Origin of the sequence: Aestuariispira ectoiniformans (assembly GCF_025136295.1) — a bacterium.
GTDB lineage: Bacteria > Pseudomonadota > Alphaproteobacteria > UBA8366 > Aestuariispiraceae > Aestuariispira_A > Aestuariispira_A ectoiniformans.
On sequence record NZ_CP062788.1, the window covers coordinates 2,856,789 to 2,882,523 of the forward strand.

The window sequence follows — 25,735 nt, forward strand, 5'->3', positions numbered from 1 at the left end:
TTGCCTAGGTTGCCGCAGGAACTACCCGATCAACCGAACCTCGCGGATCGGGCGGGAGAGGAAATCGACCAGGGTGAATTGCTGCAATTGGGCCAGGAACAGGAAATGCTCCAATGCCTGCACACGTTTGAGGTTTTCCAGTTTCGGGGCTCCGCCCATGGCAAGCGCCGGGAAAAAGCCATAGCACTCGCCCGGCTCCAAGGCTCCGAGCTTCTTCTTGGTGCGTGCGAAGAGCGGCTTGTCGTCTTCGTCGTAGGCGTTTATGGCCTTGGCAGCAGCATCATCCAGATCTAGACCGAAAGCCATTTCTAGATTTGGTGCATCGACCTTTCGAGACTGGCGCGGCTTTGTCTGACAAAGTCGCCTCCTGTCGTTACTGGATGGGCTAAATTCACTCAGGTGCACGGCCCTCTGACAATGCCGCTGCAAGAGTATACGCTTCATCCATTTTTTCGGACAAATCAGCGTCATCAACTTGGTTGTCACGTATCATACGAAAATCCATAAAAAGATGTCGTTTTATATTTTTAATCCCCTTCGAGTTTTTGTTGTCCAAAATATTCTTTGCCTTCCAAAGGTGAATATAGTTTTTTGATGTATCTCCTTCGTTTTTACTTAATTTGAGAATGATGTCGTCGAGTAAAGTCGATAGACGATCCATCGGATTTTCCTTGCCCTCCCTAGTCACTATTGCCCACTCCTAAACTGATCGGGAAATTCTGCTCTAAACTCATCAATAGTATAGACTCTTCCTGTCTGGCCATCTCGTACGTTTCTAATCCATTCCGTAGGATAATTTCTGGGAAGTAGAATTTGATCCGCGTTGCCCCTGTATTTGGGGGATTCGGAATTTACTGGTTGCTCTGCAACTCTGCCGATATTTAGCTTTTGGCCAGGGGGAACCTCAATCTCAGCTTCAAATCTCATTGAATTCCAAGAAGGATATACCGCTGTTTCTTCCCTACCTGCATTTTGGGTAGTAGATGCAAACCCACCATCAATTTTTGCTTGGTTAGTTCCTCCACCAAATTTTCGATACAACGTTACATTATTTGTCGTCTCTACAGTCACATAGCTCCCGCTTTTGAACGTATCAATTACGTCCGGCGATAATTTGTCGGCGTCGACCAGCCTAACTCGGTTGTTAATTGCAGTGGAGATAGGGATATTTTCATTTAGGTTCGGTTGACTTATCACCCCATTCCCAGACGGAATGTCGTTGAGCACCGTATGCGCCGTGCTTCCGCCGCTCTGCGTCTCGAAGATCGGGCGGTCGTCGCTGGTGTTTTTTTCGGTGAGTTTGTAGACCTGCCCCTCGGTATCGACGGCGACCTGCACGCCTTCCCGGCTGGGCGGGACGGTTTCAAATTCGTTTGTTTGATTAGCCCTTACCCGGCTTTTGCCGCCGACGCCGAGGCGCCCGGCGCCGCGGGTGAGCAGGGTGATCAGCACACCGACGGTGAGTTCGGCAGCGGCACTGGCCAGTTTGGTTGCAGCGCGGTCCAGGTCCCGCTCGTCGGTGGCGTTATGGACCAGCAGGAAGGTATCGATCAGGTCCCCCACGGCGTTGAAGATCGCCCAGCCTACCAACGCATAGCCGATGGCGATGATCACCGGCACCGCCGTGCCGCCACTGGCGACCGACAGGCCCGCAATCGCCACCGTCGTCGCCACCGTAAACCCGATCGCGGCGGGTGATATCAGGTTGCGGAAACTGTCGCGAAAACCCTCCTCCAGATGATCGGGCACTTTCCTGAAGGCAATCGAGAATTTCTCTTCCAGACTGAGGCTGCCGATATCCCCGGAGCAGGGGCCGATCACCGCTGGCCGGATATCCGCCTGTCTGCGTTCCTGCTCAAGACTGACCGCGCCACGCCTTTCCTCCTGGACCTCAAGGGCGAACCAGTGCCTGGCGTTAACATAGCGGACGACTTCGGCGATCAGGGGTCCTGCACCCGCCAGGGCGTGTTCATGCCACCGGCCACACGCCACACGCCACCAGAAAGCCCTCAGCTTTCCTTCATTACCGGATTGCTGAAGATGCGGGTGAGGAGGGCGATCAACACGTCATCAGCAACAAACCACCGGTGGCTATGCTGTCCGGCTCATGCGGGCAATTGCCCGCATGAGCCATAACCCCGGAAAATCACCCAGCCGGGTGGTCCAAAAAAGGAGAGCACTTCACAGCAATTCAGGCGGGCCATCTATCTCCCAAGCGAAATTGTTTGTACCAGTAATCGCGGGTATGCGGCTCATGAAGGCGTTCAAACTCGCGCACAACTGTCTTTAGATCAGCCCCTATATCGATATCAAGGACAAACCACGCCTTCGATAACCTGCCTGTTATTTCAAAGAGCATATCGAATCTTTTCTCGGCATAAGAACGAGAGCCGGCACTAATCTCTTCAATTAGCCGTTGGCACTCGCGCCTATAGGCCTCAAGGCATTGGTTCACCTTTGCCTGAGCCCGAGCGAATTCCTCCAAACCAGCGTCCATCGTTGCATTTACATCACTAGAGTTCATTGCTGTTACCTCAGTGGTTGAATGTGGCCGACCTGACCAGTGGCTGGATTTTAGATCATTTCTAGCCCTGCTCCTTCATAGCGGAAGTGTCCAACTGCTCCTTGAGGATCAAGCATCACCTTTGGGTTGCTGTTCAAGACCTCACGGGCCTGCAAAAAGGGCGCAGGACGACCATTTTTGTAAAGATATTCATAGTACGATTTCGAAAACTTAAAACCATCAGCACTATAGAAATGCCCATCAAAACTAATCGGTCGGCCACCATTTACAATATTGTTTTTCGAATCGACGCCTTCGACCTGCACATTACGTTGCGAGGTCTCTGTCTCCCGGACCGTCCGAGGAGTTTCCACTTCCCTCGGGCCCTCAAGACGTTCCCGGCTGGGCGGGACGGTTTCAAATTCGTTTGTTTGATTAGCCCTTACCCGGCTTTTGCCACCGACGCCGAGGCGTCCGGCCCCGCGGGTCAGCAGGGTGATGAGCACACCGACGGTGAGTTCTGCTGCGGCGCTGGCGAGTTTGGTCGCCGCCCGGTCCAGGTCCCGTGGCGTTATGGACCAGCAGGAAGGTCTCGATCAGGTCACCGACGGCGTTGAAGATTACCCAACCCACCATGGCATAGCCGATCGCGATGATGACCGGCACCGCCGTGCCGCCACTGGCGACCGACACGCCCGCAATCGCCACCGTCGTCGCCACCGTAAATCCAATTGCGGCGGGTGATATCAGGTTGCCTAGGTTGTCGCAGGAACTACCCGATCAACCGAACCTCGCGGATCGGGCGGGAGAGGAAATCGACCAGGGTGAATTGCTGCAACTGGGCCAGGAACAGGAAATGTTCCAGTGCCTTCACGCGTCTGAGGGTTTCCAGTTTCGGGACCCTACCAATGACCAAGGCAAGGCCAGCTAATGACTCCAGAATGGTTGCTGCCTGGCGACTACTGTTTTTGTGTACTATTTTTCACGTCTTCTGAAAACAACGACAGTAGGCTCTTTTGGCCAATCAAGAGTATCATCAGTAACTCTAACTCTCACATCATAGTCTATCTCAGCCTCCTGAAAGACTTCAAATTCATCCTTCAGGTCTTCGATTTCGTCAAAGTCTTCATCATCTTCATGCTCAAGAACCACTTCAATTAATAACTTTCCCTGAACATCAGCAATTGAAACCATTCTGAAATTTGGAGAAATAACCCCTCCCAGCGCTTGCATTAAGTTTAGGGCTTGCGTTCTCATGTCGAATATCATTTTGGCACCAAATTTGGATTAACAGGAACAACGCTCGGAGATTTTGTCCCTTTGATCATAAAATTATTTGTCGGTTGCGAATAGCTACCAGAGGCTACTGTAGATTTGTGAGTTCCAGTTGCCCCTGTGTAATTTACGATTGGGTTACCAGTTTTACTTTGTCTGATAACTTTAGCCTCTCCCGAGTGATAAGCATCAAGTACTTTCTGGGCGTCACTTGCACTCTTCATTTGACCACCCCCGCGATATTCTGGACGTCCTTCCACATGCCTCAACTGCTTCTGGCTAACTTTCTTTCCCACTTCCGGAAAGTCAGCCTTCGTCAATCCTTTGCCTTTCGCAACCTTAGCTGCAGAAGCCAGCATTGGTTCTTTCGCAACCACATTCGTACTGCTCCCCACAACGCGCTCATTGGCCTGTTCCGCCGCCGCAGCCCGGTTAGAGGTCTCTGCCTCCCGGACTGTCCTAGGAGTTTCCACATCCCTCGGACCCTCTAGGCGTTCCCGGCTGGGCGGGACGGTTTCAAATTCGTTTGTTTGATTAGCCCTTACCCGGCTTTTGCCACCGACGCCGAGGCGTCCGGCCCCGCGGGTCAGCAGGGCGATGAGCACACCGACGGTAAGCTCGGCGGCGGCGCTGGCCAGTTTGGTCGCCGCCCGGTCCAGGTCCCGCTCGTCGGTGGCGTTATGGACCAGCAGGAAGGTATCGATCAGGTCACCGACGGCGTTGAAGATTACCCAACCCACCATGGCATAGCCGATCGCAATGATGACCGGCACCGCCGTGCCGCCACTGGCGACCGACACGCCCGCAATCGCCACCGTCGTCGCCACCGTAAATCCAATTGCGGCGGGTGATATCAGGTTGCGAAAGCTGGCGCGGACGCTTTCTTCCAGATGGTCGGGCACTTTCCTGAAGGCAATCGAGAATTTCTCTTCCAGACTGAGGCTGCCGATATCCCCGGAGCAGGGGCCGATCACCGCTGGCCGGATATCCGCCTGTCTGCGTTCCTGCTCAAGACTGACCGCGCCACGCCTTTCCTCCTGGACCTCAAGGGCGAACCAGTGCCTGGCGTTAACATAGCGGACGACTTCGGCGATCAGGGGTCCTGCACCCGCCAGGGCGTGTTCATGCCACCGGCCACACGCCACACGCCACCAGAAAGCCCTCAGCTTTCCTTCATTACCGGATTGCTGAAGATAGCGGCGCATGAGGTCCGCCAGACGGTGCGGATCGCCAACCACCCCCGGCATGCGATGACCACGCGAGGACAACTGGCCAAAGCTCAAACGGCGACCGATCAGCAGGTAGCTGCCGCTGCCCCGCAATTCAACGGCGTCGGATGGCACCATCAAAGCATTCCCCCGGAAAGATAAAGCGATGGCTTCAACCCTGCCGGAAGGCTTTGTGCAGAATCTCAGAAAAAAACGGCTTTTTCCCGTTTTTCAGGTAAGCTGGTAAGGCCCTGTTTTATTTGGAACTTTACGTTTAGAGCAGAAATTCCCTTTGCGGATGCCGGGCGGATTTCCGCCCGACCGGGCGACATTTCGCCTGGAGGGTTCTGTCAGCACATCCAAAGGCTATACGCTCCAAGGCCTCTCAGTCGATATTTTTGAGATAGTCGGGCGCTACGCCCCCATCAACGAAACACAGAGTTCTGACGGTTAACCGCCCTCTTCTTCGTGTCATCCCACAAATGAGCATATCGCTCAGTCGTTTGGATGTTCTTATGGTTCATGACCTCCTTCAATTCTTCTTTTCTTGTGCCGTTATTGATTAAAAGAGATGCATAGGTATGCCGCAAGTCATGTAGTTTCGTATCGTCGAGCCCCAGTTCAGTGCAAATTTTAGCCCATGCCCGCTTAACGTCTGTTATGTGGGACTGCTTTGACTTCCCATGAAAAACATAGGGATTTTCCGGGTCACAGATCAGAGCAATGCGGATCGTCTCATGAAGCGTTTTGACGGCAGCATCCGTCAGTAACACGCGTTTCGTGATGTCTTTTTCTTTATTCTCTTTTAATAGAATGACCGCATTCTCGAAATCAACTTGAGCAATCGTCAGGGGCATAATTTCACCCTTTCGACACCCAGTATAGATTAGAGTTTTGATAAGCTGCGAAGTGAAAAACCTCTCTCGGGAGCGCTTCCAAACAACGGCGGCATGGCGATCCAAATGTGCAATCACTTTCATTAACGTATCGGGTAATAAATAGTTCTGACGCGGAGCTTCCTGGAATTGGTCGACTCCGATGCAAGGGTTCACTTTGTCTTTTGGGAATATTTCTTCCGCTCGTGCTTCTTGAAATGCATGTCTTAGAACTCTAAAGCACCTATTCCACGTCACTTCGGCCTTGCCTTCAAAGTGCTTGCGGAAAGCATAAATATCACTCCGAGTAACATCTTTCATAAGCTGACGCCCAAAAGCTGGTACTAGGTATTTTTTAATCCAGACCTCCTTGTCGCGTACCGTCTTATCCTTGTTTTTGTTGCGGCACAGGCTGAGGTACGGACCTTCCAAGTAGTCCGCTACTGTGTATGCAGCCCTCGCAGCGGTGCGCGCGGCTTGCGGGTCTTCACCCATCCTTGGCCATTGAAATCCAGTCGCCAGCTTTCCGCAATAACATACAGGCCGGGAAAGCAAAGTCCCGCCAGAAAACGCATTGCGCCCCAGTTCCAGGGATCCGTAGTAATCAGATGGACGATTGACGCGATAGAACAAAGCGAAGCAAGTGCACCGAAAGAGCGCACATGCCCGACACGCTCAATCAGCCTCGGGGTCACTGCAGAGCCTATAAGCGCCCCCAGAGGGTAGCAGGCCTGCATCAATCCGATCACCGTTTCGGAAAAACCCAGCGATGCCCCCTGATTGTCAGAACCGTCACAAGAAGGCCATTGGCTGCCATCAACATGAGCATTCCTGCGAACAGCGCCCAGTTCTCACGCAATACCTTGATCATCCCCCTCCCCACATCTGGTGAAAAAGTCCACGCCCAGACCGTGACTATGGCTATAGACTTTTCAAGTCTGGTGTCTTGGAAACGCCCTCGCCTATACAGCATGCGACGCTGTTAAACTGTTCAGTAGCACTAAAAATCGATGGCTATGTAACGGGAACATAGTAGGATGCACTTATGTGTATTCGGGCATTACTGATAGGATTACTCTCGTCGCTTTCGGCTTGGATATTCCCCGCTGCGGCAGACCCTCAATTGCGATTCGTTGTACAGGATTCACAACCAAAATACTTTCTGAATACTGATGAGAATGCCGGGCTGTGTGGGGATATCTATATCGCACTTCGTGAGCAGCTAGGCGCTCAGGGTATCTCTGTCATCATTGATAATGAATATACGCCGATAAAACGAATATTAGCCCTTGTTGAATATGGAAAGGCCGATGCCTTCTGCGGAGCCGGCCGGAACGCGCAGCGCGAATCCCGATTTATTTATTCAACAGACGCCATCTACTCGGTTTCGAATGTCGTGGCTGCCCATAGTAGCGAATTAGTAACCCCAGCCTCACTCGACGATTTGGCTTCGATGCAATCCCCTGTAGGGGCCTTTTATGGAACCTCCTCTGCCCGTTTCCTGAAAGCCCGTTCCGGTATAACGGTCGATGACAAGTTTACATCGCTCGATGAAGCCCTAAAGACTTTGGCGGGCCAACGCCGCATCCGGTATTTCTACTATCATGACCTTGGACTGTATTACCTGGTGAAGACCAGTGGCTTGCCGTTGCGGGTATTGGGCACAAAGTTCAGAACGACGCCGCAGTGGATGATCTACAGCAAGAAGATGCCGGTTGAACTGCGTCAGCGCCTTGATGCAGAGGTAAGCCATATGGTGAAAAGCGGGATGATTGACCGCATTTGGGCCAGATACAAACCCGCAGCCGATTAGCGTTGATCCCTATTCAACACCGAATCATAGCTGACCAGAAAGGGCTTCATATCTTCCTCTGCGCCGCGCAGCGTAACGGTTACTCCGGCTTCGTCGTAGTCGCGCTGAATAACGTGAAGTCCGGCTGCATCGGCATCGCGTTGAAAGCGATCGTATGAGGCAAAGTCTATGGAAGCTTTCGCTTCTACTTCGCGAAACCAGATATTCAGGCTGGCCTGTTCAATTACGGTGATGGCAGCATCCGCGTAGGCCCTCGCCAAACCACCAGTTCCAAGCTTGGTTCCGCCAAAGAAACGGACAACCACAATACCGCAATTGATCAGCCCCCTGCCCTGCAGCACTTTCAAAATGGGCATGCCCGCGGTACCGCTTGGTTCACCATCATCCTTGCAGCCTTCCACCACGCGATCATCGGTGTCGAGATTACGAAAGGCTGTCACGTGATGGTTGGCTTTGCGGAATTCCTTCTGCAGAGCGGCAAGACGCTCTTCAAAATACTCATAGGGTATCAAGAATGCGAGAAACCGCGATTTTTTTACCTCGGTTTCCGCATCGAATTCTCTGTCTATCGTGTATCGGTTTTCAGACAAACTATTTGCCGAGTTTTTCCCGGAGCTTTGCTTCGACACTTTCCGGAACGAACTGGCTGACGTCTCCTCCAAGAGAACAGATCTCTTTCACAAATCGACTGGAGACGAACTGATAACGATCGGACGCCATCAGGAAGACAGTTTCGATTTCCCGATTCAGCTTTGCATTCATACCGGTCATCTGAAACTCATATTCAAAGTCCGATACCGCCCGGAGGCCGCGAACGATGAAAGATGCCCCGACGTCCTGCGCATGGTGAATAAGCAGGTTGTCGAAAGCCCTGACCTCAATCGTCGCTTCCGGGCAACGATCGTTGATTCGCTCGATTTCGGTTCGAACCAGGTTGGTCCGCTCTTCCAGGGAAAAGAGCGGGCCTTTTCCGGCGTTAATCGCAACCGACACAATCAGGCGGTCACACATATGCCGTGCGGCGCGCTCGATGATGTCCAGATGGCCGTTGGTGATGGGGTCAAACGTGCCGGGATAAATGCCGACGCGTTGGTTATTCCCCATTTTCTCCTTCGCCATTCGCCTCTCCGTTGGCTCCGTCATCCTGAACGCCTTCTTCACCGTCCTCATCCTCGTCGCTGCTTTCATCCCGCAGCTTGGCGACGGAAACAACACGCTGACCGTCCGCCACGTTGAACAGACGGACACCCTTACTGTTCCGGCTGACCTGGCGAATACCGGCAACCGGCATGCGAATAATCTGCCCGCCGTTCGTCACCAGCATCAATTCATCCAGCTCAGGTTCAATGATGAAGGACGCTGCAACGGTTTCACCCTGATTGCGCAGGTCCATGTTGCCGATCCCCTTACCGCCACGGCCTGTGACACGGTAGTCGTAAGTGGAGCAAAGCTGCCCCATGCCGCGGTCACTGACAGTAATGATGGTTTCTTCCAGTTCCGCCATTTCGGCGTATTTCGGATCGTCCAGCAGGGCAACCTTCTCCTGGTCGCGTGCAAGGTCCTCCGCGCTGCGCTCACTGTCTTCCACGGCCAGACGGCGTTTGGCGTTTGCTGCCTGGATATAGTCGCGACGCTCGTCAGCAGTATGATCGCTGTGACGCAGGATCGTCATGGAAATCACGGTATCTTCCGGTGCGAGGCGGATACCGCGAACACCGGTTGAATTACGTCCGGCAAAAACGCGAACATCCGGAACCGGGAAGCGAATCGCCATGCTTTGTCCGGTTGCCAGAAGGACGTCGTCATCCTCGGTACAGGTCCGCACGTTCACAAGGTGATCGCCCTCGTCCAGTTTCATGGCAATCTTGCCGTTCGACTTGATGTTCGTAAAGTCGGACAGAAGGTTCCGGCGGACATTACCGGTCGCCGTGGCGAACATGACATGCAGATCGCCCCAGGTTTCTTCATCCTCCGGCAGCGGCATAACGGTCGTAATATACTCGTCCTCATCCAGCGGCAGCAGGTTCACCATAGCCTTACCGCGTGCCTGAGGATTGCCGAGCGGCAGCCTGTAGACCTTGAGCTGGTAAACCATGCCCTTGTTCGAGAAGAACAGAACCGGCGTATGCGTGTTGGTCACAAAGACCCGGACGACAAAATCGTCCTCTTTCGTGCTCATACCGGAACGGCCCTTACCGCCGCGACGCTGCGCGCGGTAGGTGCTCAACGGAACACGCTTGATGTAACCGCCATGCGTGACGGTGACGACCATGTCTTCCTTCTGGATCAGATCTTCGATGTCGTGCTCGAATTCCGCCTCTTCCAGTGTCGTCCGGCGCGGGTTGGCGAACTGGTCGCGGACAACGATCAGTTCTTCCCGCATCACTTCCCAACGGCGGGTCCGGTTTTGCAGAATTTCCAAGTAGCCTTTGATCTTGGCGGCCAGTTCTTCGGTTTCCGCGGTCAGCCTGTCGCGTTCCATACCTGTCAGGCGTTGCAGCCGAAGTTCAAGAATGGCGCGGGCCTGTGCTTCTGACAGTTTGTATTTGCCGTCAATGACTTCATGGCCGGGATCGTCGATCAGGCGAATGAAGTCTGCGACATCACCAGCTTCCCAGGCCTGGCCCATCAACTGTTCACGTGCAGTCGCCGGATCGGGCGCCTTGCGAATCAGTTCGATTACCGGGTCGAGGTTGGTAATCGCCACCAACAGACCGGCCAGGATATGGGCCCGTTCACGTGCCTTACGCAGTTCATAGGTCGTCCGGCGCGTGACAACTTCTTCGCGGAACTCGACAAAAGCTTCGATGATTTCCCGCAGGTTCATCATTTGCGGCCTGCCACCGTTCAGCGCGAGCGTATTCACACCAAAGCTGGTCTGCAGAGGAGTAAAGCGATAAAGCTGCGCCAGGACCACGTCAGCGACCGCGTCACGTTTCAACTCAATGACAACACGAACGCCATCACGGTCGGACTCGTCGCGAAGATCGCCAATCCCTTCAACAGTCTTTTCCCTGACGACCTCGGCTATGCGTTCGATCATCCGGGATTTGTTTACCTGGTAGGGGATTTCAGTGACGATGATAGCTTCACGCCCCTGCCGGATTTCCTCAATATGCGTGCGGGCGCGCATGACAACAGAACCGCGACCCGTGGTATAGGCCGACCGAATGCCGGACTTGCCAAGAATCAAACCACCTGTCGGGAAGTCGGGCCCCGGCACCAGTTCCATCAGTTCTTCAATCGTGACGGAGGTGTTGTCGATATAGGCGACGCAGGCGTCAATCACCTCACCCAGGTTATGGGGCGGTATGTTAGTCGCCATACCAACGGCAATGCCCCCTGCCCCGTTAACCAGCAGGTTCGGGAATCGGGACGGCAGAACCACAGGTTCAGAAACGGATTCGTCATAGTTCGGCTGGAAGTTGACGGTTTCCTTGTCAATATCGTCCAGCAGGGTTTCCGCCGCCTTGGCCAGGCGCGCCTCGGTATAACGCATCGCTGCGGCCGGGTCGCCATCCATGGAACCAAAGTTGCCTTGCCCATCAATCAACGGCAGACGCAGCGAGAAGTCCTGCGCCATACGGACCATCGCATCATAGATCGCCTGGTCGCCATGGGGATGGTACTTACCCATGACATCCCCGACCACACGGGCCGATTTCTTATACGGCTTGGTGGAATCATAGCCGTTTTCTTTCATCGCATAGAGAATACGGCGATGAACCGGCTTCAGGCCGTCTCGAACATCGGGAAGCGCACGGCTGACGATTACGCTCATCGCATAATCGAGGTAGGAGCGCTTCATTTCATCTTCGATGGTGACAGACGAAATATCGTAGACGGATGCTGTATTCGGCGTATCGGTCAAAGCTTTATACGACTTTTCTTGTTGGTTGACGTGACTAAGAGGCGGGTATGCGGTCCCTGAGGCGTGACGCTATTTGATGTTGCGCCCTTCTTATTAGTACAGATTGAGATTAAACCTCAACATGTGGTGCGTTTTAGCATATTGAAGCCTCGAGGAACAACGAAATATCGTGATTTTAAGACTTCTTAATAAACGACCGCGGGCACACCCTGTTTCAACGCTCTTGCCAGCACAGTAATAGCGAATAAAAAAAGCGCACGACTTGAAAACAAGTCATGCGCCTCATGCATAAAATATCGTTCGTCAGGCTTAAAAGGGAATCTCGTCGTCGAGATCGGCGCTGCCGCCGCCAAAACCGCCACCGGAAGACATTCCGCCACCTCCGCTGTAGGAATCGCCGCCGCCATAGGAACCACCACCATAGGAGTCCCCGCCGCCGGAAGACGGTGCGCCGCCTTCACCACGGCCATCCAGCATGGTCATATTCCCGCCGAAGCCGGAGACCACGATTTCAGTCGTGTAGCGATCCTGGCCGCTCTGGTCCTGCCATTTACGTGTCTGCAGCTTGCCTTCAATGAGAACTTTCGATCCCTTGCGCAGGAAGCGTTCCGCAACTTCCGCGATTTTGCCGAACAGCACGACTCGGTGCCATTCCGTACGTTCCTGGTTGTTGCCGTCACGGTCGCGCCAACGTTCCGACGTCGCGATATTCAGATTGGCAATCTTGTCACCGTTTTGTGTGGACCGGACTTCCGGGTCACGTCCCAAGTTCCCAACCAAAATAACCTTGTTCAGGCTGCCTGACATTTTGCCCTCATTTCTTCTTTTGTGAGCCGTTTATGATCTAAATTCCGGGCACACAATAGAGGATCAAAGCCTTGCAAGCCACCGGAATTTTATTCGGGGTTTTGCGAGGTAATTTGTTCGATTATGTCCCCATTGTGCAGTGCGATATCAGAATCTGTTGCGCCTGAAAACAGACATGTTTATTGATGTATCTAAGTGGTTCCCAGGGGGTGGACCACAAAGAATTACAAACCAAACAGACCTTAGAGGGTTGAAGGGAGTAACAATGAATAAAACGTTCAAAAAGGCGGGACTTCTCGCCTCTGTGGCACTTTTCGCAAGCCTCTCTGCATCTGCGATGGCCGAAGACATCAAGATCGGCGCCATGATGCCGCTGACCGGTAGCCTGCAGGAACTGGCGCCGCCGATTCTGAATGGCGCAAAGCTGGCCGTAAAGGAAGCCAATGCCGCTGGTGGCGTTATGGGTGAAACCGTCGTTCTGGACGTAAAGGACACCCAGTTGAACCCGCAGGTGGCAATCGACGCCGCACAGAAACTGGTATCCGTTGACGGTGCAGTTGCCTCCGTTGGTCCGCTGGCGTCCGGCATCACGGCGACGGTCGCCCAGACGGTAACAATCAATGCGCATCATCCGATTGTTTCCCCGTCCGCAACGGCCCCGACGATCACAACACTCAATGACAATGATTTTGTTTTCCGCACCACGGCGTCCGATGCCTACCAGGGCGTTGCCATGGCGCAACTTCTGAAGGAAAGCGGGTCCGACAAGATCGCGATCATTTACGTCAACAACGACTATGGTCAGGGCCTCGCCAAAGCCCTTGAAGATGCATTCGGCCTGACCGGCGGCACCATCACCGGTTCGCTGGCCTATGAAGAGAAGGCACCGTCCTATCGCGGCGAACTCTCCCAGTTGGCCGAAGGTGGCGCGGACGAGTTGATCGTTATCGGCTACCCGGATAACGGTGGTATCAACATCGTCAAACAGGCCCTGGAAGAAGGTTACTTCTCCAAGTTCGTATTCTCCGACGGCATGAAATCCGATAGCCTGATCGAAACCCTGGGCGCGAAATATCTCGAAGGCGCCTACGGTACTGCGCCGAAGGGTGTTGAAACCGAAGCGGCAAAACATTTCAACACTGCATATGAGGCAGAATTCGGCAGCAAGCCGACGGGCCCCTATATCAACAACAACTACGATGCAGCGATGATCCTCATGCTGGCCATTGAAAAGGCGGGTTCCACCGATGGGACGAAGATTCGCGATGCCATGCGTGAAGTCGCCTCCGCACCGGGTGAAATTGTCGGCCCGGGCGAGTTTGCCAAAGCAAAAGAACTGATCGCTGCTGGTAAAGACATCAACTATGAAGGCGCTGCCGGTTCTCAGGACTTCGATGAAAACGGCGATGTCGCCGGTACTTTCGAACATTGGGAAATCGCGGGCGGTCAGATCAAAACGGTCAAAATCTTCTAATTTGAAAGACCGTTTTAGACTTGCGGGAAGGCCCGTGGACAATCGTCCACGGGTTTTTTCTTGTCCGGTTTTTTTGTTCCTTCTAGGCTTGTAACAAATTTTTAAACAATATTGGGTCGATCGCTTCTCAAAAAGGCGTGGCCCATATTTGGGGCGTTCGGGAGAAAAACAGAAGATGAGTGTAAGAGCGAAATTAATCGCATCTTTTGCCGCAGTTGTGTTGCTGACGGTAATCGTTGGCGGAACAGGCCTATATGCATTCCGAGAAATTGAAGGTGTTTTCAAAGATATTGCCGAAGACCGTCTGACAGAGATGACTCTGGCTCAAAAGCTGGCTAGCCAGAGCCAGACAATCGTGTCTACAGCACCGTTAATGCTGACGGCGGAGACTGAAGAACAGAAAAACGATATTTACGAATCAATCCGCCAAGAACTTGGCGGCCTTTATGAAACCACAGGGCTCCTTCAGGATCGCCTTGGGGAAAATGATCAGATTGATCAGATCAACACCGAAGCTCATGAATTGGAAACGGCGATCGATTCGATGAATGAGGCCTTGGGGCGTTTGATTAATGCCCGCCTTTCCATGGATGACCGGCTCGCTCTTCTGGACAAAACAATGGGCGAATACCACAAAACCCTGGACACGCTGGCACGTTTTTCATCCATGGGAATCCAAAGCACGACCAAGCAGGTTGCCTCGCTGAAGAAAGAGGCTGAGACGAACCCCGCTGTGCTGGCGGAAAAACAGAAGAAGATTGCCGAATTGCTTTTTGCCATGAGCAAGGCCGTCGAAGACGGTGCCCCCATCCGCCGTTTGCAGGAACTTGGCGACAAGGCGCAAGGGTTGATCCTTTCCGTCGTGGCAGAAACCGACGAGGCGAAATTGAACGCCGTTAATGTGCGCTCAAAGATTGTGACGAAAGAAATCCCCAAACATCTGGGCGGTTTTAACGACAAAGTAAAAGACGCCTATATTGCCCATGCAAAGACCTTTTCCGAATTGGCCAGCGGCGAGAATTCAGTACCAAATCTGCGGCTGGAAATCCTGAAGGCAGATGCAAATCTGACAGACCAGTTTACGGCCGTTCGTAACATCGCCGGTGAAATGAATACCGCAACGGCTTCCCTCCTGGGCGACGCAAAGGCAGCCATCGGTCAGTCCCAGGATTCTGCCAAGGAGACGATGAAAACCCTTTCAGGTGTCATTCTTGCGACAATTGCCGCCAGCATTGTGGTGTCCGGCATTCTTCTGTGGCTGGTCGTTGTCCGTAACCTCCTGCGGCGCCTCTCAGGGCTGCAGTCCAGCATGACAAAACTTTCCAACGGCGATCTGGAAGTTGATATTCCAACCGGCGCATCCGACGAGCTGGGCGCAATGGCGAATACCGTCGAGGTCTTTCGGGACAATGCCCTGCAGGTGCGCAAGCTTGAAGAAAATCAACGCGCACAGGCAGAACAGGCAGAAGCGGAAAAACGTGAACTGATGAACAAGCTCGCCAACGACTTCCAGGCTGAAGTTGGCGATGTTCTCCAGGCTGTCGACAAGGCAATCGAAGAAATGCGTGGCGAAGCCAACGCGATGCTGGAAACGGCGGAGAATACCAATACGCAGGCGGCGGCGGTTTCCTCCGCATCCAATCTGGCATCGGAAAACGTTCAGGCGGTGGCCTCTGCGGCAGATCAGCTTTCCGCATCTATTACCGAGATCAGCCAACAGGTGTCCAGTGCGGCCCAGACCACGTCTGAAGCGGTGTCGGAATCCGAACGATCCAACAAAATGGTGCGAGAACTGGCCGAGTCTGCAGAGCGGATTGGAGAGGTCGTTCAGTTGATCAGTGACATCGCCGAACAAACCAACCTTCTCGCGCTGAATGCCACGATTGAGGCCGCCCGTGCCGGTGATGCAGGGAAAGGTTTTGCCGTCGTTGCCAATGAGGTGAAGTCCCTCGCCTCGCAAACGGCCAAGGCAACGGATGAAATCGGTCAGCAAATGGATGGTATCCAGCGTGCCACCTCCGGCGCGGTTCAAAGCATCCAGGGGATTGGAGAAGTCATCGCCAGGATCAATGAAATCAGCGGCGGCATCAGCGCCGCGGTTGAGGAGCAAGGGGCAGCGACCAATGAGATCGCAGGCAATGTGCAACAGGCTGCCTCTGGCACGGACAGGGTCAATGTTTCCATCAACGATGTAACCAATGCGGCAGAGACAACCGGCCAGTCCGCACGTCACGTCCTTGAGGCAGTGCAGCGGGTCGACAGCCAGGCAGAAGCCCTGCGCAATCAGGTAGAGCTTTTCCTGGAAAGGATCAGGGCCGCCTAGGCTCCGCTTTCTGATCTGTCTACGGTTGAGGGCGGTCCGGTTTCGGGCCGCCCTCTTCTTTTTGCAGACAAAAAAACGGCGACCCGTGGAGGATCGCCGCCTTTATGAGGAAGCAAGGAACTCTATTCTTTACCAGGCCTTGGCGGGTTCTCAGGGATAAGTCCCTGCGGCCGCGTCAGGAGAATAACCTGCAACAGCACACCGATAAGCAACACGCGGATATAGGCACCCTGGGTGCTCATATCAGCCGGCAGAATGCGGCTGGTCAGGAATTCCGTACCGGACCAGACGACCCAGATCGCGAATGCGCCCAGCATTGCACCCTTGTTGTTGCCACTGCCTCCGGCGATCAACATCACCCAGACGATGAATGTTGCAATCAGAGGATCGAAGGCTTCCGGACTGACAAAGCCCACGAAGTTGGCATAGACCGCACCGCCTAACCCCATGATGCTAGCCCCCAGAACAAAGGCCTGGAGACGGAAGCGCATGGTATCCTTACCCATGGCCCGCGCTGCCAGCTCATTCTCCCGGATACAGCGCAGAACGCGCCCCCAGGGCGATTTGTAGGCTCGCTCACACAGGAAATAGAGAACGGCCAGCACAACCAGAACCAGAACCATATAGGCGACGGGACTGCCGCCCTCGACAATGTTGTTGAACTTGCCGGGGATCGTGCCAAAACCATTCACCCCGCCCGTCAGCCAGGACTCGTTTTTCAGGACCAGTCGAATGATTTCAGCAATACCGATGGAGGCAATCGCCAGATAGTCCGACCGCAGGTTCAACGTCACAAGTCCCACCAGGAATGCGATGATCCCCGAGGCAATCGCCGCAACTGCAAAGCCGATGATAAGCGGCATGCCATAGCCGCCAAGATGCGGCAGGTCCGGCCCCAGCGAGGTCAGGATCGCGCTGGAATAGGCTCCGATTGCGAAGAAGGCCGCGATACCGACATTCAACATGCCGGTAAAGCCCCACTGGACATTCAGACCGAGGGTGAGAATGCCGTAGATACCTGCCAATGTCAGGAAGAAGACAAAGAAATGGATAAGACCAATCAGTTCCATAATCAGGTACTCCTTCCTGCAAAGATACCCGTCGGGCGCACAATCAGAATGACAACCATCAAGGCAAAGGCAATGGCCGGCTTGTAGGCCGGGTCCAGGAACAACGTCGACATCTCCTGTGCAATGCCGATGATAATCCCACCGGCAACGGCCCCATACGGGTTACCAATGCCGCCCAGGATCGCCGCCGCAAAGACCGGCAGCAGGATGTTCCAGCCCATTTCCGGGAACAGTCGTGTATCCAGGCCCAGGAAGATACCGGCCGCTGCGGCCAGCGCGCCCCCCATAACCCAGGTCCACATGATGACCTTTTCCGTATCGATGCCGGTCAGGCGGGCAAGTTCCGCGTTATCGGCAACGGCACGCATGGCCTTACCAACCTTGGTTTTCTGAAGGAACAGATGCAGCGCAATGACAAGAACAGCCGTGCCGACAAGGATCGTGATCTGGTCTGGCTTGATCCGCAGGCCCGCGAATTTTTGCGCAATCTGAATCCCCTGCTCGAAGACCTGGTTATCCGGCCCCCAGATCAACTGGATCAGGGAACGCAGGATCAGGGCGACGCCAAAGCTGGAGATCAGCAGGATGATCGGCTGGCTGCGCCGGAAATTGCGATACAGCAACTTGTCGATAAGGACGGCGAGCGCCGCTGTGACGACGAGGGCGACAATAAAACCGATCCAGAAAGGCATTTTCAAAATGCCGAATACCACCAGCGTTACATAAGCGCCGATGGTCATCAGGTCACCGTGAGAGAAGTTTGCGAAACGCAAAATACCAAAGGTAAGCGAAACGCCAATGGCACCAAGGGACAGAATGCTGCCCAGAATAATGCCGTAAAGAAGTAGTTGTAGAATTTCCATGAGTCTGTGCCCCCTGCCCTTAACCGCCTAGGAACATTTCGGCCACCTCACGGTTGGCCAGGAGGTTCGCACCGGTGTCTTCATATCGGTTCTTGCCACTCGCCAGGACATAGCCCCGGTCAGCAAGACCCAACGCCTGTTTCGCGTTTTGCTCCACCATCAGAATTCCGATTCCCAAGTCATTGACTTGTTTCACGATTTCAAAAATCTGATCCATGTATTTGGGGCTGAGACCCGCAGTCGGTTCATCCACCAGAAGCAATTTGGGGTCCAACATCAGCGCCTTGCCCATGGCAACCATCTGACGTTGGCCACCGGAAAGCGTGCCCGCGGCCTGGTTCCGCTTTTCTTTCAGCGGCGGAAACATGTCATAGACCTGCGCCAGACTGTCGGAGATATCGTCTTTCCGGACAAAAGCACCCATTTCAAGGTTCTCGTGAACAGACAGCGTTGGAAAGATATTATTGGTCTGCGGCACATAACAAATACCGCGGCGCACGATCGCGTCGGGGCTGTCATGTGTGATTTCATCACCCTGAAAGGTGATCTTGCCGCTTCTGATCTTCAGAAGACCGAAAACCGATTTCATCGCTGTGGATTTGCCTGCACCATTCGGGCCGACAATGACAACGATCTCGCCTTCATTCACGGTCATCGACAGGTCTGACAGGATATCCGCCTCCGAATATCCGCCTGTCACTTTGTCTAGGGTAAGCAAAGGCATCAGGCTGCTCCCCCCTCTTGGCTGTCATGGGCGGAACTGCCCAGATAGGCCTCCAACACTTCTTCGTTGGAGCGCACCTCTTCGAATGACCCCTGGCACAGAACGCCGCCTTGCGCCATGCAGACAACCGGATCGCACAGGCGACCGATCAGGTCCATATCATGTTCGATGAGGCAAAATGTGTAGCCCCGTTCATCCCGAAGCGTCTGGATCATATCGGCAAGCTTGGCCAAAAGGGTCCGGTTCACGCCGGCACCGGGTTCATCAAGCAGAACCACCTTGGCGTCGGTCATCATCGTGCGCCCAAGTTCCAGAAGCTTTTTTTGCCCACCGGAAAGGTTCCCCGCCAACTCGTCACGAATATGCGTGAGTTGAAGAAACTCCAGGACTTCCTCGGCTTTTTTGAGAACCTCACGGTCCTGCTGGCGTACGGACTTCCAGTTAAACCAGGTATTGAACAGATTCTCGCCCTTCTGCCGAGGCGGTACCATCATGAGGTTTTCCAACGCGGTCATGCGCTCAAACTCATGCGGAATCTGGAAGGTGCGCACAATGCCCATATGGAACAATTTGTCTGCACTCAGCCCCGTAACATCCTTGCCGTCATAAACGATACGACCGTCCGTCGGCGCAAAGGCCCCGGCGATCATATTAAACAATGTGGTTTTTCCCGCCCCATTCGGACCAATCAGCCCGGTTATTGTCCCTTTTTGGATGTCAAAGCTGCAATTTTTAACAGCCTGCACGCCTCCAAAGGACTTTGAGAGGGATTGAATAGAAATCAATTCCGAACCCTCGCTCTTGTTATAAATTACGAACAAACCCCCACGGCCTTATAACGATTTCACTCTGTTCAGGCTAGTTGATTGTTACATAATTTCGTTACAATCCGTATATATTTTAAGCTTAAAACATAAGAAAGAAAGATCGAAATCTAAACACCTATTCCGTTAAAACGGATAAAACTAATTATCTGCATTTTCAGCAATACAATTACCTTTTTGCGCTGCAACAAGAGGCCACGCAGTTGCAACAGCACGACCGCCTTTCTGAAAATAACCTTGAATTGTTAGAATCGATTCGTCCTCACCCAGACAGTATTGGTTCTGCGCGCCGGTCTGCGTATGACTTGGCGCCGACTGGCCGCTCCACTTCCCATTCCGGTATCGGCAGATGATGTTGGAGGCGGCAAAGCGGATACTTCGGAAAACCTGTGCAGCAGTGCAACTATCTGGAAAGAAGCTCGAAAAGCCCTTTTTGAGAAGCCATCGTTCACCGTTCCAGACTTTTATCCCCTTTGCCATATAGACACCCGTTGCCTGGTTTTTACGCGTTATTTGCCCGATGCGTGCTGTCCTGGCGTCTTTACCTGTCTGGCGGTGATGATAACCGACAGGCTTTCCCCGGCTATTGATTGCGCCACAAAAAATATGAGCAATATCAACCGTCGGACTGTTGTCCGTCACAGCGGCAAGGTCACGCGCGCGAGGGCAGCTCCCCCCTCCTGACATAACGCTGTCAGCATGGGCTTGATAAGAGACGGCACCACCACACAACAAAAACCCGTAAAACAGGGCGGCAAGCAACCTTGACAGACGCTCTGGCATAGCGTGAATCATTCCTCGAAAACAGATTGGGCAATGACCATATTCTGTTTCTGCATGAGTAAAAAAGAAAGATCTGGCAATGACCCCTAACATTCGGGTTCGCGGTGCGCGTGAACATAACCTGAAAAATGTCGATGTAGATATCCCCCGGGATAAACTCGTGGTCATCACCGGCCTGTCAGGATCCGGCAAGTCGTCACTCGCCTTCGATACCATTTATGCAGATGGCCAGCGCCGGTATGTGGAATCGCTTTCCGCCTATGCGCGCCAGTTCCTGGAAATGATGCAGAAACCGGATGTCGACCTCATTGAAGGCCTCAGCCCGGCCATTTCCATCGAACAAAAGACGACGTCCAAGAACCCGCGCTCCACAGTCGGTACGGTTACCGAAATCTACGACTATATGCGCCTGCTATGGGCGCGCGTCGGTGTCCCCTATTCTCCTGCGACAGGCCTGCCGATTGAAAGCCAGACCGTCAGCCAGATGGTCGATCGGATCATGGATATGGAGGACGGGACGAAACTCTATCTGCTTGCCCCGATCGTGCGTGGCCGCAAAGGGGAATACCGGAAAGAATTTGGCGAGCTTCAGAAAAAAGGGTTTCAGCGCGTCAAGGTCGACGGGGAGTTTTACCTGATTGAAGACGCCCCGGAACTGGACAAGAAAATCAAACACAATATCGATGTTGTCGTAGATCGCGTTGTCGTGCGCGATGGCCTGCAGTCCCGGCTGGCGGATTCCATTGAAACGGCGCTTGGCATCTCCGAAGGTCTGCTCTTTGCAGAAGATGCGACCAGCGGCGAACAAACAATTTTCTCCGCAAACTTCGCCTGCCCTGTCAGCGGGTTCACCATTGAGGAAATCGAACCGCGCCTGTTCTCCTTCAACAATCCCTTTGGCGCCTGCCCTGCCTGCGACGGCCTCGGGACCGAAATGTATTTTGACGAAGAACTGGTCGTTCCGGACCGTAACCTCTCCCTGCAGAAAGGGGCTATTGCCCCCTGGGCCAACTCCAGTTCTCCCTATTACAAGCAGACGCTGAAGGCGATCACGGACCATTACGGCGTCGCCATGACGGTGCCCTTTGTCGAACTACCCCTGAAGGTTCAGGAATGCATTCTATACGGCAGCGGCAAGGAACAGATTGAGTTTTCCTATGACGACGGCCTGCGCTCCTACAAAACGAAGAAGGTGTTCGAGGGGATCATCCCGAATATGGAACGCCGTTATCGTGAGACCGACAGTAACTGGGCACGCGAAGAACTCGGCAAATATCAGGCAGTTCACCCCTGTGGCAGATGCCACGGGCATCGGCTGAAGGACGAAGCCCTTGCGGTCAAAATCGACCAATTGCACGTTGGCGAAGTCGCCCAGATGTCCATTCGCGATGCAGGTACATGGTTTCAGGAGGTCCATGACAAACTGAGCCAGAAAGACCAGGAGATTGCACATCGTATCCTCAAGGAAATCAACGAGCGACTTGGCTTCCTGAACAACGTCGGGCTCAGTTATCTCACCTTGTCACGTGCTTCCGGCACCTTGTCGGGCGGGGAAAGCCAGCGTATCCGCCTCGCCAGCCAGATCGGATCAGGCCTGACAGGGGTTCTCTATGTGCTGGACGAACCCTCGATCGGCCTGCATCAACGCGACAACGACCGGTTGTTGGCGACGCTGCAGCATCTGCGTGATCTTGGAAACACCGTCATTGTCGTTGAACATGACGAAGACGCCATTCGTTGTGCCGACTATCTGATTGATATGGGACCAAAGGCGGGTGTCCACGGTGGCGAAGTTGTCGCACAGGGACTGCCGGAAGAGGTGTTCAAGAATATGAACAGCCTGACAGCCCAGTATATTACCGGTTTCAAGCAGGTTCCCATCCCGAAGAAACGCCGTAAGGGGCATTCGCGTCAAAAACTGGTAGTGGAAGGCGCGCGGGAGAACAATCTCAAGAATGTCTCCGCGAAAATCCCGCTGGGCACCTTTACCTGTGTTACAGGCGTCAGCGGCAGCGGTAAATCCACGCTTGTGATCGAGACACTCTGGAAAGCATTGAACCGGCGTTTGATGAAAGCGCGCGAACACCCCGGTGCCCATGACAAAATCACTGGTGTTCAGCATCTCGACAAAGTCATTGATATCGACCAATCCCCGATCGGGCGCACCCCGCGGTCAAACCCGGCAACCTATACCGGGGCTTTCACTCCCATCCGCGAATGGTTCTCCGGTCTGCCTGAAGCCAAGGCGCGCGGCTACACCCCGGGCCGCTTCAGCTTCAACGTCAAAGGCGGACGTTGTGAGGCCTGTCAGGGTGACGGTGTCATCAAGATCGAGATGCACTTCCTGCCGGACGTCTATGTCCAATGCGACCAGTGTAAAGGACATCGCTATAATCGCGAGACGCTGGAGGTCACCTACCGGGAAAAATCCATTTCTGACGTGCTGGAAATGACCGTTGACGAGGCGGCGGAATTTTTCAAGGCCGTCCCATCCATTCGGGATAAAATGGAAACCCTGCAGCGGGTTGGCCTTGGATATATCAAAGTCGGTCAACAGGCGACCACGCTTTCCGGCGGCGAAGCGCAGCGCGTGAAGCTTGCCAAGGAACTGAGCCGCCGCGCAACCGGCAAAACCCTGTATATCCTCGACGAACCGACAACGGGTCTGCACTTCGAGGACGTAAACAAGCTGCTGGAAGTGCTTCACACCCTCGTTGACAACGGCAACACCGTCGTTGTCATCGAACATAACCTGGAAGTCATCAAGACCGCAGACTGGATCATAGATATTGGTCCCGACGGCGGGGACAAAGGCGGTGAAATCGTCGCCATGGGCACACCTGAAGCAATCGCGGACGAGCCACGCAGCTATACCGGGCAATATCTTCTGCCCTATCTCGCCAAACAAGCTGCTGAGTAGAACGATACATGCAGAACCAGCAGCCGCCCTTGTCGATATGACGGGGGCGGCTGTTTCTTTTGAACCCAAGGTCCTGTATCGTTCAAGGAGATTGAGGTGATAGGAGGCCTGGATGAAGGAGTTCTGGTGGATACCAATCCGACTGATCTGCTTCTGCGTCCTTCTTCTGGCCACCTCACCGTTACAGGCGCAAGAACCCCTCAAAATACGGGTTATTGGGCAGGCTGAGGGTACTTCCAACTATTATCATGACCTCCTCAAGCAGGCCCTGACGCAGGCGGGGCATCCCGTCGAACTGGATATTCGATACGACATTCCGCAAAAGCGCTATATAGCAATGTTCGAACATGGTCTGATCGACGTCGTATGGTTATTGAAGAGCGCAGAGCGAAACCAAAAATACCAGCATGTAGATATTGACCTGACCAATGGCTTGCTTGGACAACGTGTCCTGATGATCCCACCCGGGACAGGCCAGGACTATGCCGAGATAAAGAACCTGGACAATTTTCGTAAATCAGGAAAAGTCGGTGCATTCGGGACGAACTGGTTCGATATAGATGTCTGGGAGGTCAATGACCTTCCCTATGTTGTCCTCGACGGCGACTGGCGTCGCATCTACGATCTTCTCTTATTACCAAGGCCGAGGCGGAATACCCCGCCCTTCGACTATTTTTCAAGAGGCGTCTCGGAAATATCCTACGAGATTTCCATCCATCCCTCTCTCAAGATCGAACCGCATCTCCTTTTCATCTATGACCGCGATTTTGTCTTTTATATCAGTGATAAATCTAAATATCTTCAGCCAATCATTGAACAAAGCCTGCACCAAGCACAAGCAAGCGGACTAATGCAACGTCTGTTCAAACACTATTTTTCCGAGCCATTGGCCAATCTGGACCTGGACAAGCGTGTACGCCTAAACCTGAAGACACCGAAGTAAACGGTGCCCACCTTTTTCCAGACACCGCTTGACTACTGGATTTGCCAAGGTAAACCACCACATCAAATACAGCATTCAAGATTGGGTATCTTTCATGGGTAACGACATTCGACCTGTTCACGTCATCGGCGGCGGCCTCGCCGGCTCGGAAGCCAGTTGGCAATTGGCTCAGGCCGGTGTGCCTGTAGTGCTGCATGAAATGCGCCCGGTCGTGCGCACCGATGCCCATCAGACTGAAGACCTGGGTGAACTGGTTTGTTCCAACTCCCTTCGTTCCGATGACCACGAATATAACGCGGTCGGTCTTTGCCATCAGGAAATGAGGCAATGCAATTCACTTGTCATTGCGTCCGCCGATACCGCCAAGGTTCCGGCTGGCGCCGCGCTTGCGGTCGACCGTCATGACTTTTCTGGGCACATTACGAAAGCATTGACCGATCACCCGCTGGTCACAATCGAACGTGAAGAAATCACAGGTCTGCCGCCAGAGGAATGGGACTCTGTCATCGTGGCGACCGGCCCCCTCTCCTCACCGGCGCTGACCAAGGCTATCCTTGATGTTTCCGGTGAGGAACAATTGGCCTTTTTTGACGCCATTGCCCCAATTGTACACAGAGACAGCATTGATATGTCGCAGGCCTGGTTCCAGTCGCGTTACGACAAGGGCGAAGGCAGCGACTATATCAACTGCGCCATGGATAAGGAGCAATATGAAGCCTTTATCCAGGCTCTGCTGGATGGAGAGAAGACAGAATTCAAGGAATGGGAAAAGGATACGCCATATTTTGAAGGTTGCCTGCCCATCGAAGTCATGGCCGAACGCGGCATTGAAACCTTGCGATACGGCCCGATGAAACCGGTCGGCCTGACCAACCCGCACGCCCCGGAAAAGCGTCCTTACGCGGTGGTGCAGCTTCGCCAGGACAACAAGCTTGGCACATTGTGGAATCTCGTCGGGTTCCAGACGAAACTGAAATACGGTGCGCAGGCCGAAGTCTTCCGAACGATTCCAGGGTTGGAAAATGCCGAATTTGCCCGACTGGGCGGCATTCACCGCAATACATTCCTGAACAGCCCACGCCTTTTGGATAATGAACTGCGGTTGAAGGCCGATCCCCGTCTGCGTTTCGCCGGACAGATCACAGGTGTGGAAGGCTATGTTGAATCGGCCTCCATTGGTTTGCTTGCAGGCCGTATGGCCGCGGCCGAACGACTTGGCCAGGACTTCACTCCGCCACCGGCGACAACAGCCCTGGGGGCCTTGCTCAATCATATTACTGGTGGTGCGGAGGCTGACACCTTCCAGCCGATGAACGTGAATTTCGGCCTCTTTCCGCCGCCGCAGCCGCCGGCAGGAAAACGCAAAATCAAAGGGCGTGACCGTAAGCTCGCCATGACGGAGCGGGCAAAACAGGACCTTGCAGACTGGATGTCTCAGTCATAATAACTTGATTTCATA

General features: G+C 53.7%; 26 protein-coding genes. 7 read left to right on the forward strand and 19 right to left on the reverse strand.

The genetic code is table 11. From position 1 onward, the window contains the following. Positions 1 to 21: 21 nt before the first annotated feature. From IF205_RS13365 to IF205_RS13385, 5 genes are all read right to left on the reverse strand, one after another. The gene (locus tag IF205_RS13365) at positions 22 to 306 is read right to left on the reverse strand and encodes a T6SS immunity protein Tdi1 domain-containing protein (protein WP_259779859.1); all 285 of its coding nucleotides are present in this window, start codon (positions 304 to 306) and stop codon (positions 22 to 24) included. An 85-nt stretch (positions 307 to 391) separates the two neighbouring features. Further along, complete coding sequence (locus IF205_RS13370) at positions 392 to 661, reverse strand: hypothetical protein (protein ID WP_259779860.1); 270 nt, start codon at positions 659 to 661, stop codon at positions 392 to 394. Between the two features lie 26 nt (positions 662 to 687). Further along, entirely contained in the window at positions 688 to 1,992 is a 1,305-nt protein-coding gene (locus IF205_RS13375) for a hypothetical protein (protein ID WP_259779861.1), read from the reverse strand. Positions 1,993 to 2,191: 199 nt separating this feature from the next. Beyond that, positions 2,192 to 2,524: a CdiI-like immunity protein gene (locus tag IF205_RS13380; protein WP_259779862.1), complete on the reverse strand. Its 333-nt coding sequence runs from the start codon at positions 2,522 to 2,524 to the stop codon at positions 2,192 to 2,194. A 50-nt stretch (positions 2,525 to 2,574) separates the two neighbouring features. Then, positions 2,575 to 3,009: a hypothetical protein gene (locus IF205_RS13385; RefSeq protein ID WP_259779863.1), complete on the reverse strand. Its 435-nt coding sequence runs from the start codon at positions 3,007 to 3,009 to the stop codon at positions 2,575 to 2,577. A 146-nt stretch (positions 3,010 to 3,155) separates the two neighbouring features. Here IF205_RS13385 and IF205_RS13390 point away from each other — a divergent pair, with 146 nt between their 5' ends. Further along, complete coding sequence (locus tag IF205_RS13390) at positions 3,156 to 3,434, forward strand: hypothetical protein (RefSeq protein ID WP_259779864.1); 279 nt, start codon at positions 3,156 to 3,158, stop codon at positions 3,432 to 3,434. A 44-nt stretch (positions 3,435 to 3,478) separates the two neighbouring features. Here the strand turns inward: IF205_RS13390 and IF205_RS13395 are convergent, their stop codons facing one another. The 5 genes from IF205_RS13395 to IF205_RS13415 form a co-directional block, all read right to left on the reverse strand. After that, positions 3,479 to 3,760 carry a MafI2 family immunity protein gene (locus IF205_RS13395; protein ID WP_259779865.1) on the reverse strand — a complete coding sequence of 94 codons (282 nt, stop codon included), beginning with the start codon at positions 3,758 to 3,760 and terminating at the stop codon, positions 3,479 to 3,481. 8 nt (positions 3,761 to 3,768) lie between these two features. Continuing rightward, a complete protein-coding gene (locus IF205_RS13400; protein ID WP_259779866.1) occupies positions 3,769 to 5,124 on the reverse strand; it encodes a hypothetical protein in 1,356 nt (451 codons plus the stop codon). A gap of 287 nt (positions 5,125 to 5,411) precedes the next feature. Next, the gene (locus tag IF205_RS13405) at positions 5,412 to 6,356 is read right to left on the reverse strand and encodes a tyrosine-type recombinase/integrase (RefSeq protein WP_259779867.1); all 945 of its coding nucleotides are present in this window, start codon (positions 6,354 to 6,356) and stop codon (positions 5,412 to 5,414) included. Beyond that, positions 6,302 to 6,610 (reverse strand): MFS transporter, encoded by a 309-nt coding sequence (locus IF205_RS13410; RefSeq protein WP_259779868.1) that lies wholly within the window; start codon positions 6,608 to 6,610, stop codon positions 6,302 to 6,304. Before IF205_RS13410 ends, IF205_RS13405 begins: the two co-directional genes overlap by 55 nt. Beyond that, positions 6,607 to 6,732 carry a hypothetical protein gene (locus IF205_RS13415; RefSeq protein ID WP_259779869.1) on the reverse strand — a complete coding sequence of 42 codons (126 nt, stop codon included), beginning with the start codon at positions 6,730 to 6,732 and terminating at the stop codon, positions 6,607 to 6,609. The genes IF205_RS13410 and IF205_RS13415 overlap by 4 nt, the downstream gene beginning before the upstream one ends. A gap of 174 nt (positions 6,733 to 6,906) precedes the next feature. On the opposite strand from IF205_RS13415, the gene IF205_RS13420 reads away from it, so the two are divergent. Continuing rightward, entirely contained in the window at positions 6,907 to 7,674 is a 768-nt protein-coding gene (locus IF205_RS13420) for a substrate-binding periplasmic protein (protein ID WP_259779870.1), read from the forward strand. Here IF205_RS13420 and IF205_RS13425 read toward each other — a convergent pair. The 4 genes from IF205_RS13425 to ssb form a co-directional block, all read right to left on the reverse strand. Then, on the reverse strand, positions 7,671 to 8,264 hold the full coding sequence (locus IF205_RS13425; RefSeq protein ID WP_259779871.1) for an IMPACT family protein: 594 nt from the start codon (positions 8,262 to 8,264) through the stop codon (positions 7,671 to 7,673). The two genes, IF205_RS13420 and IF205_RS13425, sit on opposite strands and share 4 nt — an antisense overlap. Position 8,265: 1 nt before the next feature. Continuing rightward, positions 8,266 to 8,793, reverse strand: a complete 528-nt coding sequence (gene coaD / locus IF205_RS13430) for a pantetheine-phosphate adenylyltransferase (RefSeq protein WP_259779872.1) — start codon at positions 8,791 to 8,793, stop codon at positions 8,266 to 8,268. Then, positions 8,768 to 11,545 (reverse strand): DNA gyrase subunit A, encoded by a 2,778-nt coding sequence (gene gyrA, locus IF205_RS13435; protein WP_259779873.1) that lies wholly within the window; start codon positions 11,543 to 11,545, stop codon positions 8,768 to 8,770. The genes coaD and gyrA overlap by 26 nt, the downstream gene beginning before the upstream one ends. A 309-nt stretch (positions 11,546 to 11,854) precedes the next feature. Beyond that, positions 11,855 to 12,352, reverse strand: coding sequence for a single-stranded DNA-binding protein (gene ssb, locus IF205_RS13440; protein ID WP_259779874.1), 498 nt, complete (start codon positions 12,350 to 12,352; stop codon positions 11,855 to 11,857). A gap of 265 nt (positions 12,353 to 12,617) precedes the next feature. Between ssb and IF205_RS13445 the strand changes: the two genes are divergently transcribed. Together IF205_RS13445 and IF205_RS13450 are read left to right on the forward strand one after the other, a co-directional pair. Continuing rightward, entirely contained in the window at positions 12,618 to 13,826 is a 1,209-nt protein-coding gene (locus IF205_RS13445) for an ABC transporter substrate-binding protein (RefSeq protein ID WP_259779875.1), read from the forward strand. Positions 13,827 to 14,001: 175 nt separating this feature from the next. Beyond that, complete coding sequence (locus IF205_RS13450) at positions 14,002 to 16,149, forward strand: methyl-accepting chemotaxis protein (RefSeq protein ID WP_259779876.1); 2,148 nt, start codon at positions 14,002 to 14,004, stop codon at positions 16,147 to 16,149. A gap of 122 nt (positions 16,150 to 16,271) precedes the next feature. Here the strand turns inward: IF205_RS13450 and IF205_RS13455 are convergent, their stop codons facing one another. The 5 genes from IF205_RS13455 to IF205_RS13475 form a co-directional block, all read right to left on the reverse strand. Further along, on the reverse strand, positions 16,272 to 17,219 hold the full coding sequence (locus tag IF205_RS13455) for a branched-chain amino acid ABC transporter permease (RefSeq protein WP_259779877.1): 948 nt from the start codon (positions 17,217 to 17,219) through the stop codon (positions 16,272 to 16,274). Between the two features lie 2 nt (positions 17,220 to 17,221). After that, on the reverse strand, positions 17,222 to 18,082 hold the full coding sequence (locus IF205_RS13460) for a branched-chain amino acid ABC transporter permease (RefSeq protein ID WP_259779878.1): 861 nt from the start codon (positions 18,080 to 18,082) through the stop codon (positions 17,222 to 17,224). A gap of 19 nt (positions 18,083 to 18,101) precedes the next feature. Further along, positions 18,102 to 18,806: an ABC transporter ATP-binding protein gene (locus IF205_RS13465; protein WP_259779879.1), complete on the reverse strand. Its 705-nt coding sequence runs from the start codon at positions 18,804 to 18,806 to the stop codon at positions 18,102 to 18,104. Next, positions 18,806 to 19,552 (reverse strand): ABC transporter ATP-binding protein, encoded by a 747-nt coding sequence (locus IF205_RS13470; protein WP_259779880.1) that lies wholly within the window; start codon positions 19,550 to 19,552, stop codon positions 18,806 to 18,808. The genes IF205_RS13465 and IF205_RS13470 overlap by 1 nt, the downstream gene beginning before the upstream one ends. Positions 19,553 to 19,771: 219 nt before the next feature. After that, positions 19,772 to 20,413 carry an EndoU domain-containing protein gene (locus IF205_RS13475; protein ID WP_259779881.1) on the reverse strand — a complete coding sequence of 214 codons (642 nt, stop codon included), beginning with the start codon at positions 20,411 to 20,413 and terminating at the stop codon, positions 19,772 to 19,774. A gap of 79 nt (positions 20,414 to 20,492) precedes the next feature. Here IF205_RS13475 and uvrA point away from each other — a divergent pair, with 79 nt between their 5' ends. From uvrA to trmFO, 3 genes are all read left to right on the forward strand, one after another. Continuing rightward, positions 20,493 to 23,333 (forward strand): excinuclease ABC subunit UvrA, encoded by a 2,841-nt coding sequence (uvrA, locus tag IF205_RS13480; RefSeq protein WP_259779882.1) that lies wholly within the window; start codon positions 20,493 to 20,495, stop codon positions 23,331 to 23,333. 112 nt (positions 23,334 to 23,445) lie between these two features. Next, positions 23,446 to 24,276, forward strand: coding sequence for a transporter substrate-binding domain-containing protein (locus IF205_RS13485; protein WP_259779883.1), 831 nt, complete (start codon positions 23,446 to 23,448; stop codon positions 24,274 to 24,276). Between the two features lie 94 nt (positions 24,277 to 24,370). Continuing rightward, positions 24,371 to 25,720, forward strand: coding sequence for a methylenetetrahydrofolate--tRNA-(uracil(54)-C(5))-methyltransferase (FADH(2)-oxidizing) TrmFO (gene trmFO, locus IF205_RS13490; RefSeq protein ID WP_259779884.1), 1,350 nt, complete (start codon positions 24,371 to 24,373; stop codon positions 25,718 to 25,720). Positions 25,721 to 25,735 lie beyond the last annotated feature (15 nt).

What these genes read in the sequence shown, in the direction of transcription:
- IF205_RS13365 (WP_259779859.1), bottom strand. Translation starts at nt 306, where the DNA reads ATGGCTTTCGGTCTAGATCTGGATGATGCTGCTGCCAAGGCCATAAAC.
- IF205_RS13370 (WP_259779860.1), bottom strand. Translation starts at nt 661, where the DNA reads ATGGATCGTCTATCGACTTTACTCGACGACATCATTCTCAAATTAAGT.
- IF205_RS13380 (WP_259779862.1), bottom strand. Translation starts at nt 2,524, where the DNA reads ATGAACTCTAGTGATGTAAATGCAACGATGGACGCTGGTTTGGAGGAA.
- IF205_RS13390 (WP_259779864.1), top strand. Translation starts at nt 3,156, where the DNA reads ATGATGACCGGCACCGCCGTGCCGCCACTGGCGACCGACACGCCCGCA.
- IF205_RS13395 (WP_259779865.1), bottom strand. Translation starts at nt 3,760, where the DNA reads ATGAGAACGCAAGCCCTAAACTTAATGCAAGCGCTGGGAGGGGTTATT.
- IF205_RS13400 (WP_259779866.1), bottom strand. Translation starts at nt 5,124, where the DNA reads ATGGTGCCATCCGACGCCGTTGAATTGCGGGGCAGCGGCAGCTACCTG.
- IF205_RS13405 (WP_259779867.1), bottom strand. Translation starts at nt 6,356, where the DNA reads ATGGGTGAAGACCCGCAAGCCGCGCGCACCGCTGCGAGGGCTGCATAC.
- IF205_RS13415 (WP_259779869.1), bottom strand. Translation starts at nt 6,732, where the DNA reads ATGATCAAGGTATTGCGTGAGAACTGGGCGCTGTTCGCAGGAATGCTC.
- IF205_RS13420 (WP_259779870.1), top strand. Translation starts at nt 6,907, where the DNA reads ATGTGTATTCGGGCATTACTGATAGGATTACTCTCGTCGCTTTCGGCT.
- coaD (WP_259779872.1), bottom strand. Translation starts at nt 8,793, where the DNA reads ATGGCGAAGGAGAAAATGGGGAATAACCAACGCGTCGGCATTTATCCC.
- ssb (WP_259779874.1), bottom strand. Translation starts at nt 12,352, where the DNA reads ATGTCAGGCAGCCTGAACAAGGTTATTTTGGTTGGGAACTTGGGACGT.
- IF205_RS13445 (WP_259779875.1), top strand. Translation starts at nt 12,618, where the DNA reads ATGAATAAAACGTTCAAAAAGGCGGGACTTCTCGCCTCTGTGGCACTT.
- IF205_RS13450 (WP_259779876.1), top strand. Translation starts at nt 14,002, where the DNA reads ATGAGTGTAAGAGCGAAATTAATCGCATCTTTTGCCGCAGTTGTGTTG.
- IF205_RS13455 (WP_259779877.1), bottom strand. Translation starts at nt 17,219, where the DNA reads ATGGAACTGATTGGTCTTATCCATTTCTTTGTCTTCTTCCTGACATTG.
- IF205_RS13460 (WP_259779878.1), bottom strand. Translation starts at nt 18,082, where the DNA reads ATGGAAATTCTACAACTACTTCTTTACGGCATTATTCTGGGCAGCATT.
- IF205_RS13465 (WP_259779879.1), bottom strand. Translation starts at nt 18,806, where the DNA reads ATGCCTTTGCTTACCCTAGACAAAGTGACAGGCGGATATTCGGAGGCG.
- IF205_RS13475 (WP_259779881.1), bottom strand. Translation starts at nt 20,413, where the DNA reads ATGCCAGAGCGTCTGTCAAGGTTGCTTGCCGCCCTGTTTTACGGGTTT.
- uvrA (WP_259779882.1), top strand. Translation starts at nt 20,493, where the DNA reads ATGACCCCTAACATTCGGGTTCGCGGTGCGCGTGAACATAACCTGAAA.
- IF205_RS13485 (WP_259779883.1), top strand. Translation starts at nt 23,446, where the DNA reads ATGAAGGAGTTCTGGTGGATACCAATCCGACTGATCTGCTTCTGCGTC.
- trmFO (WP_259779884.1), top strand. Translation starts at nt 24,371, where the DNA reads ATGGGTAACGACATTCGACCTGTTCACGTCATCGGCGGCGGCCTCGCC.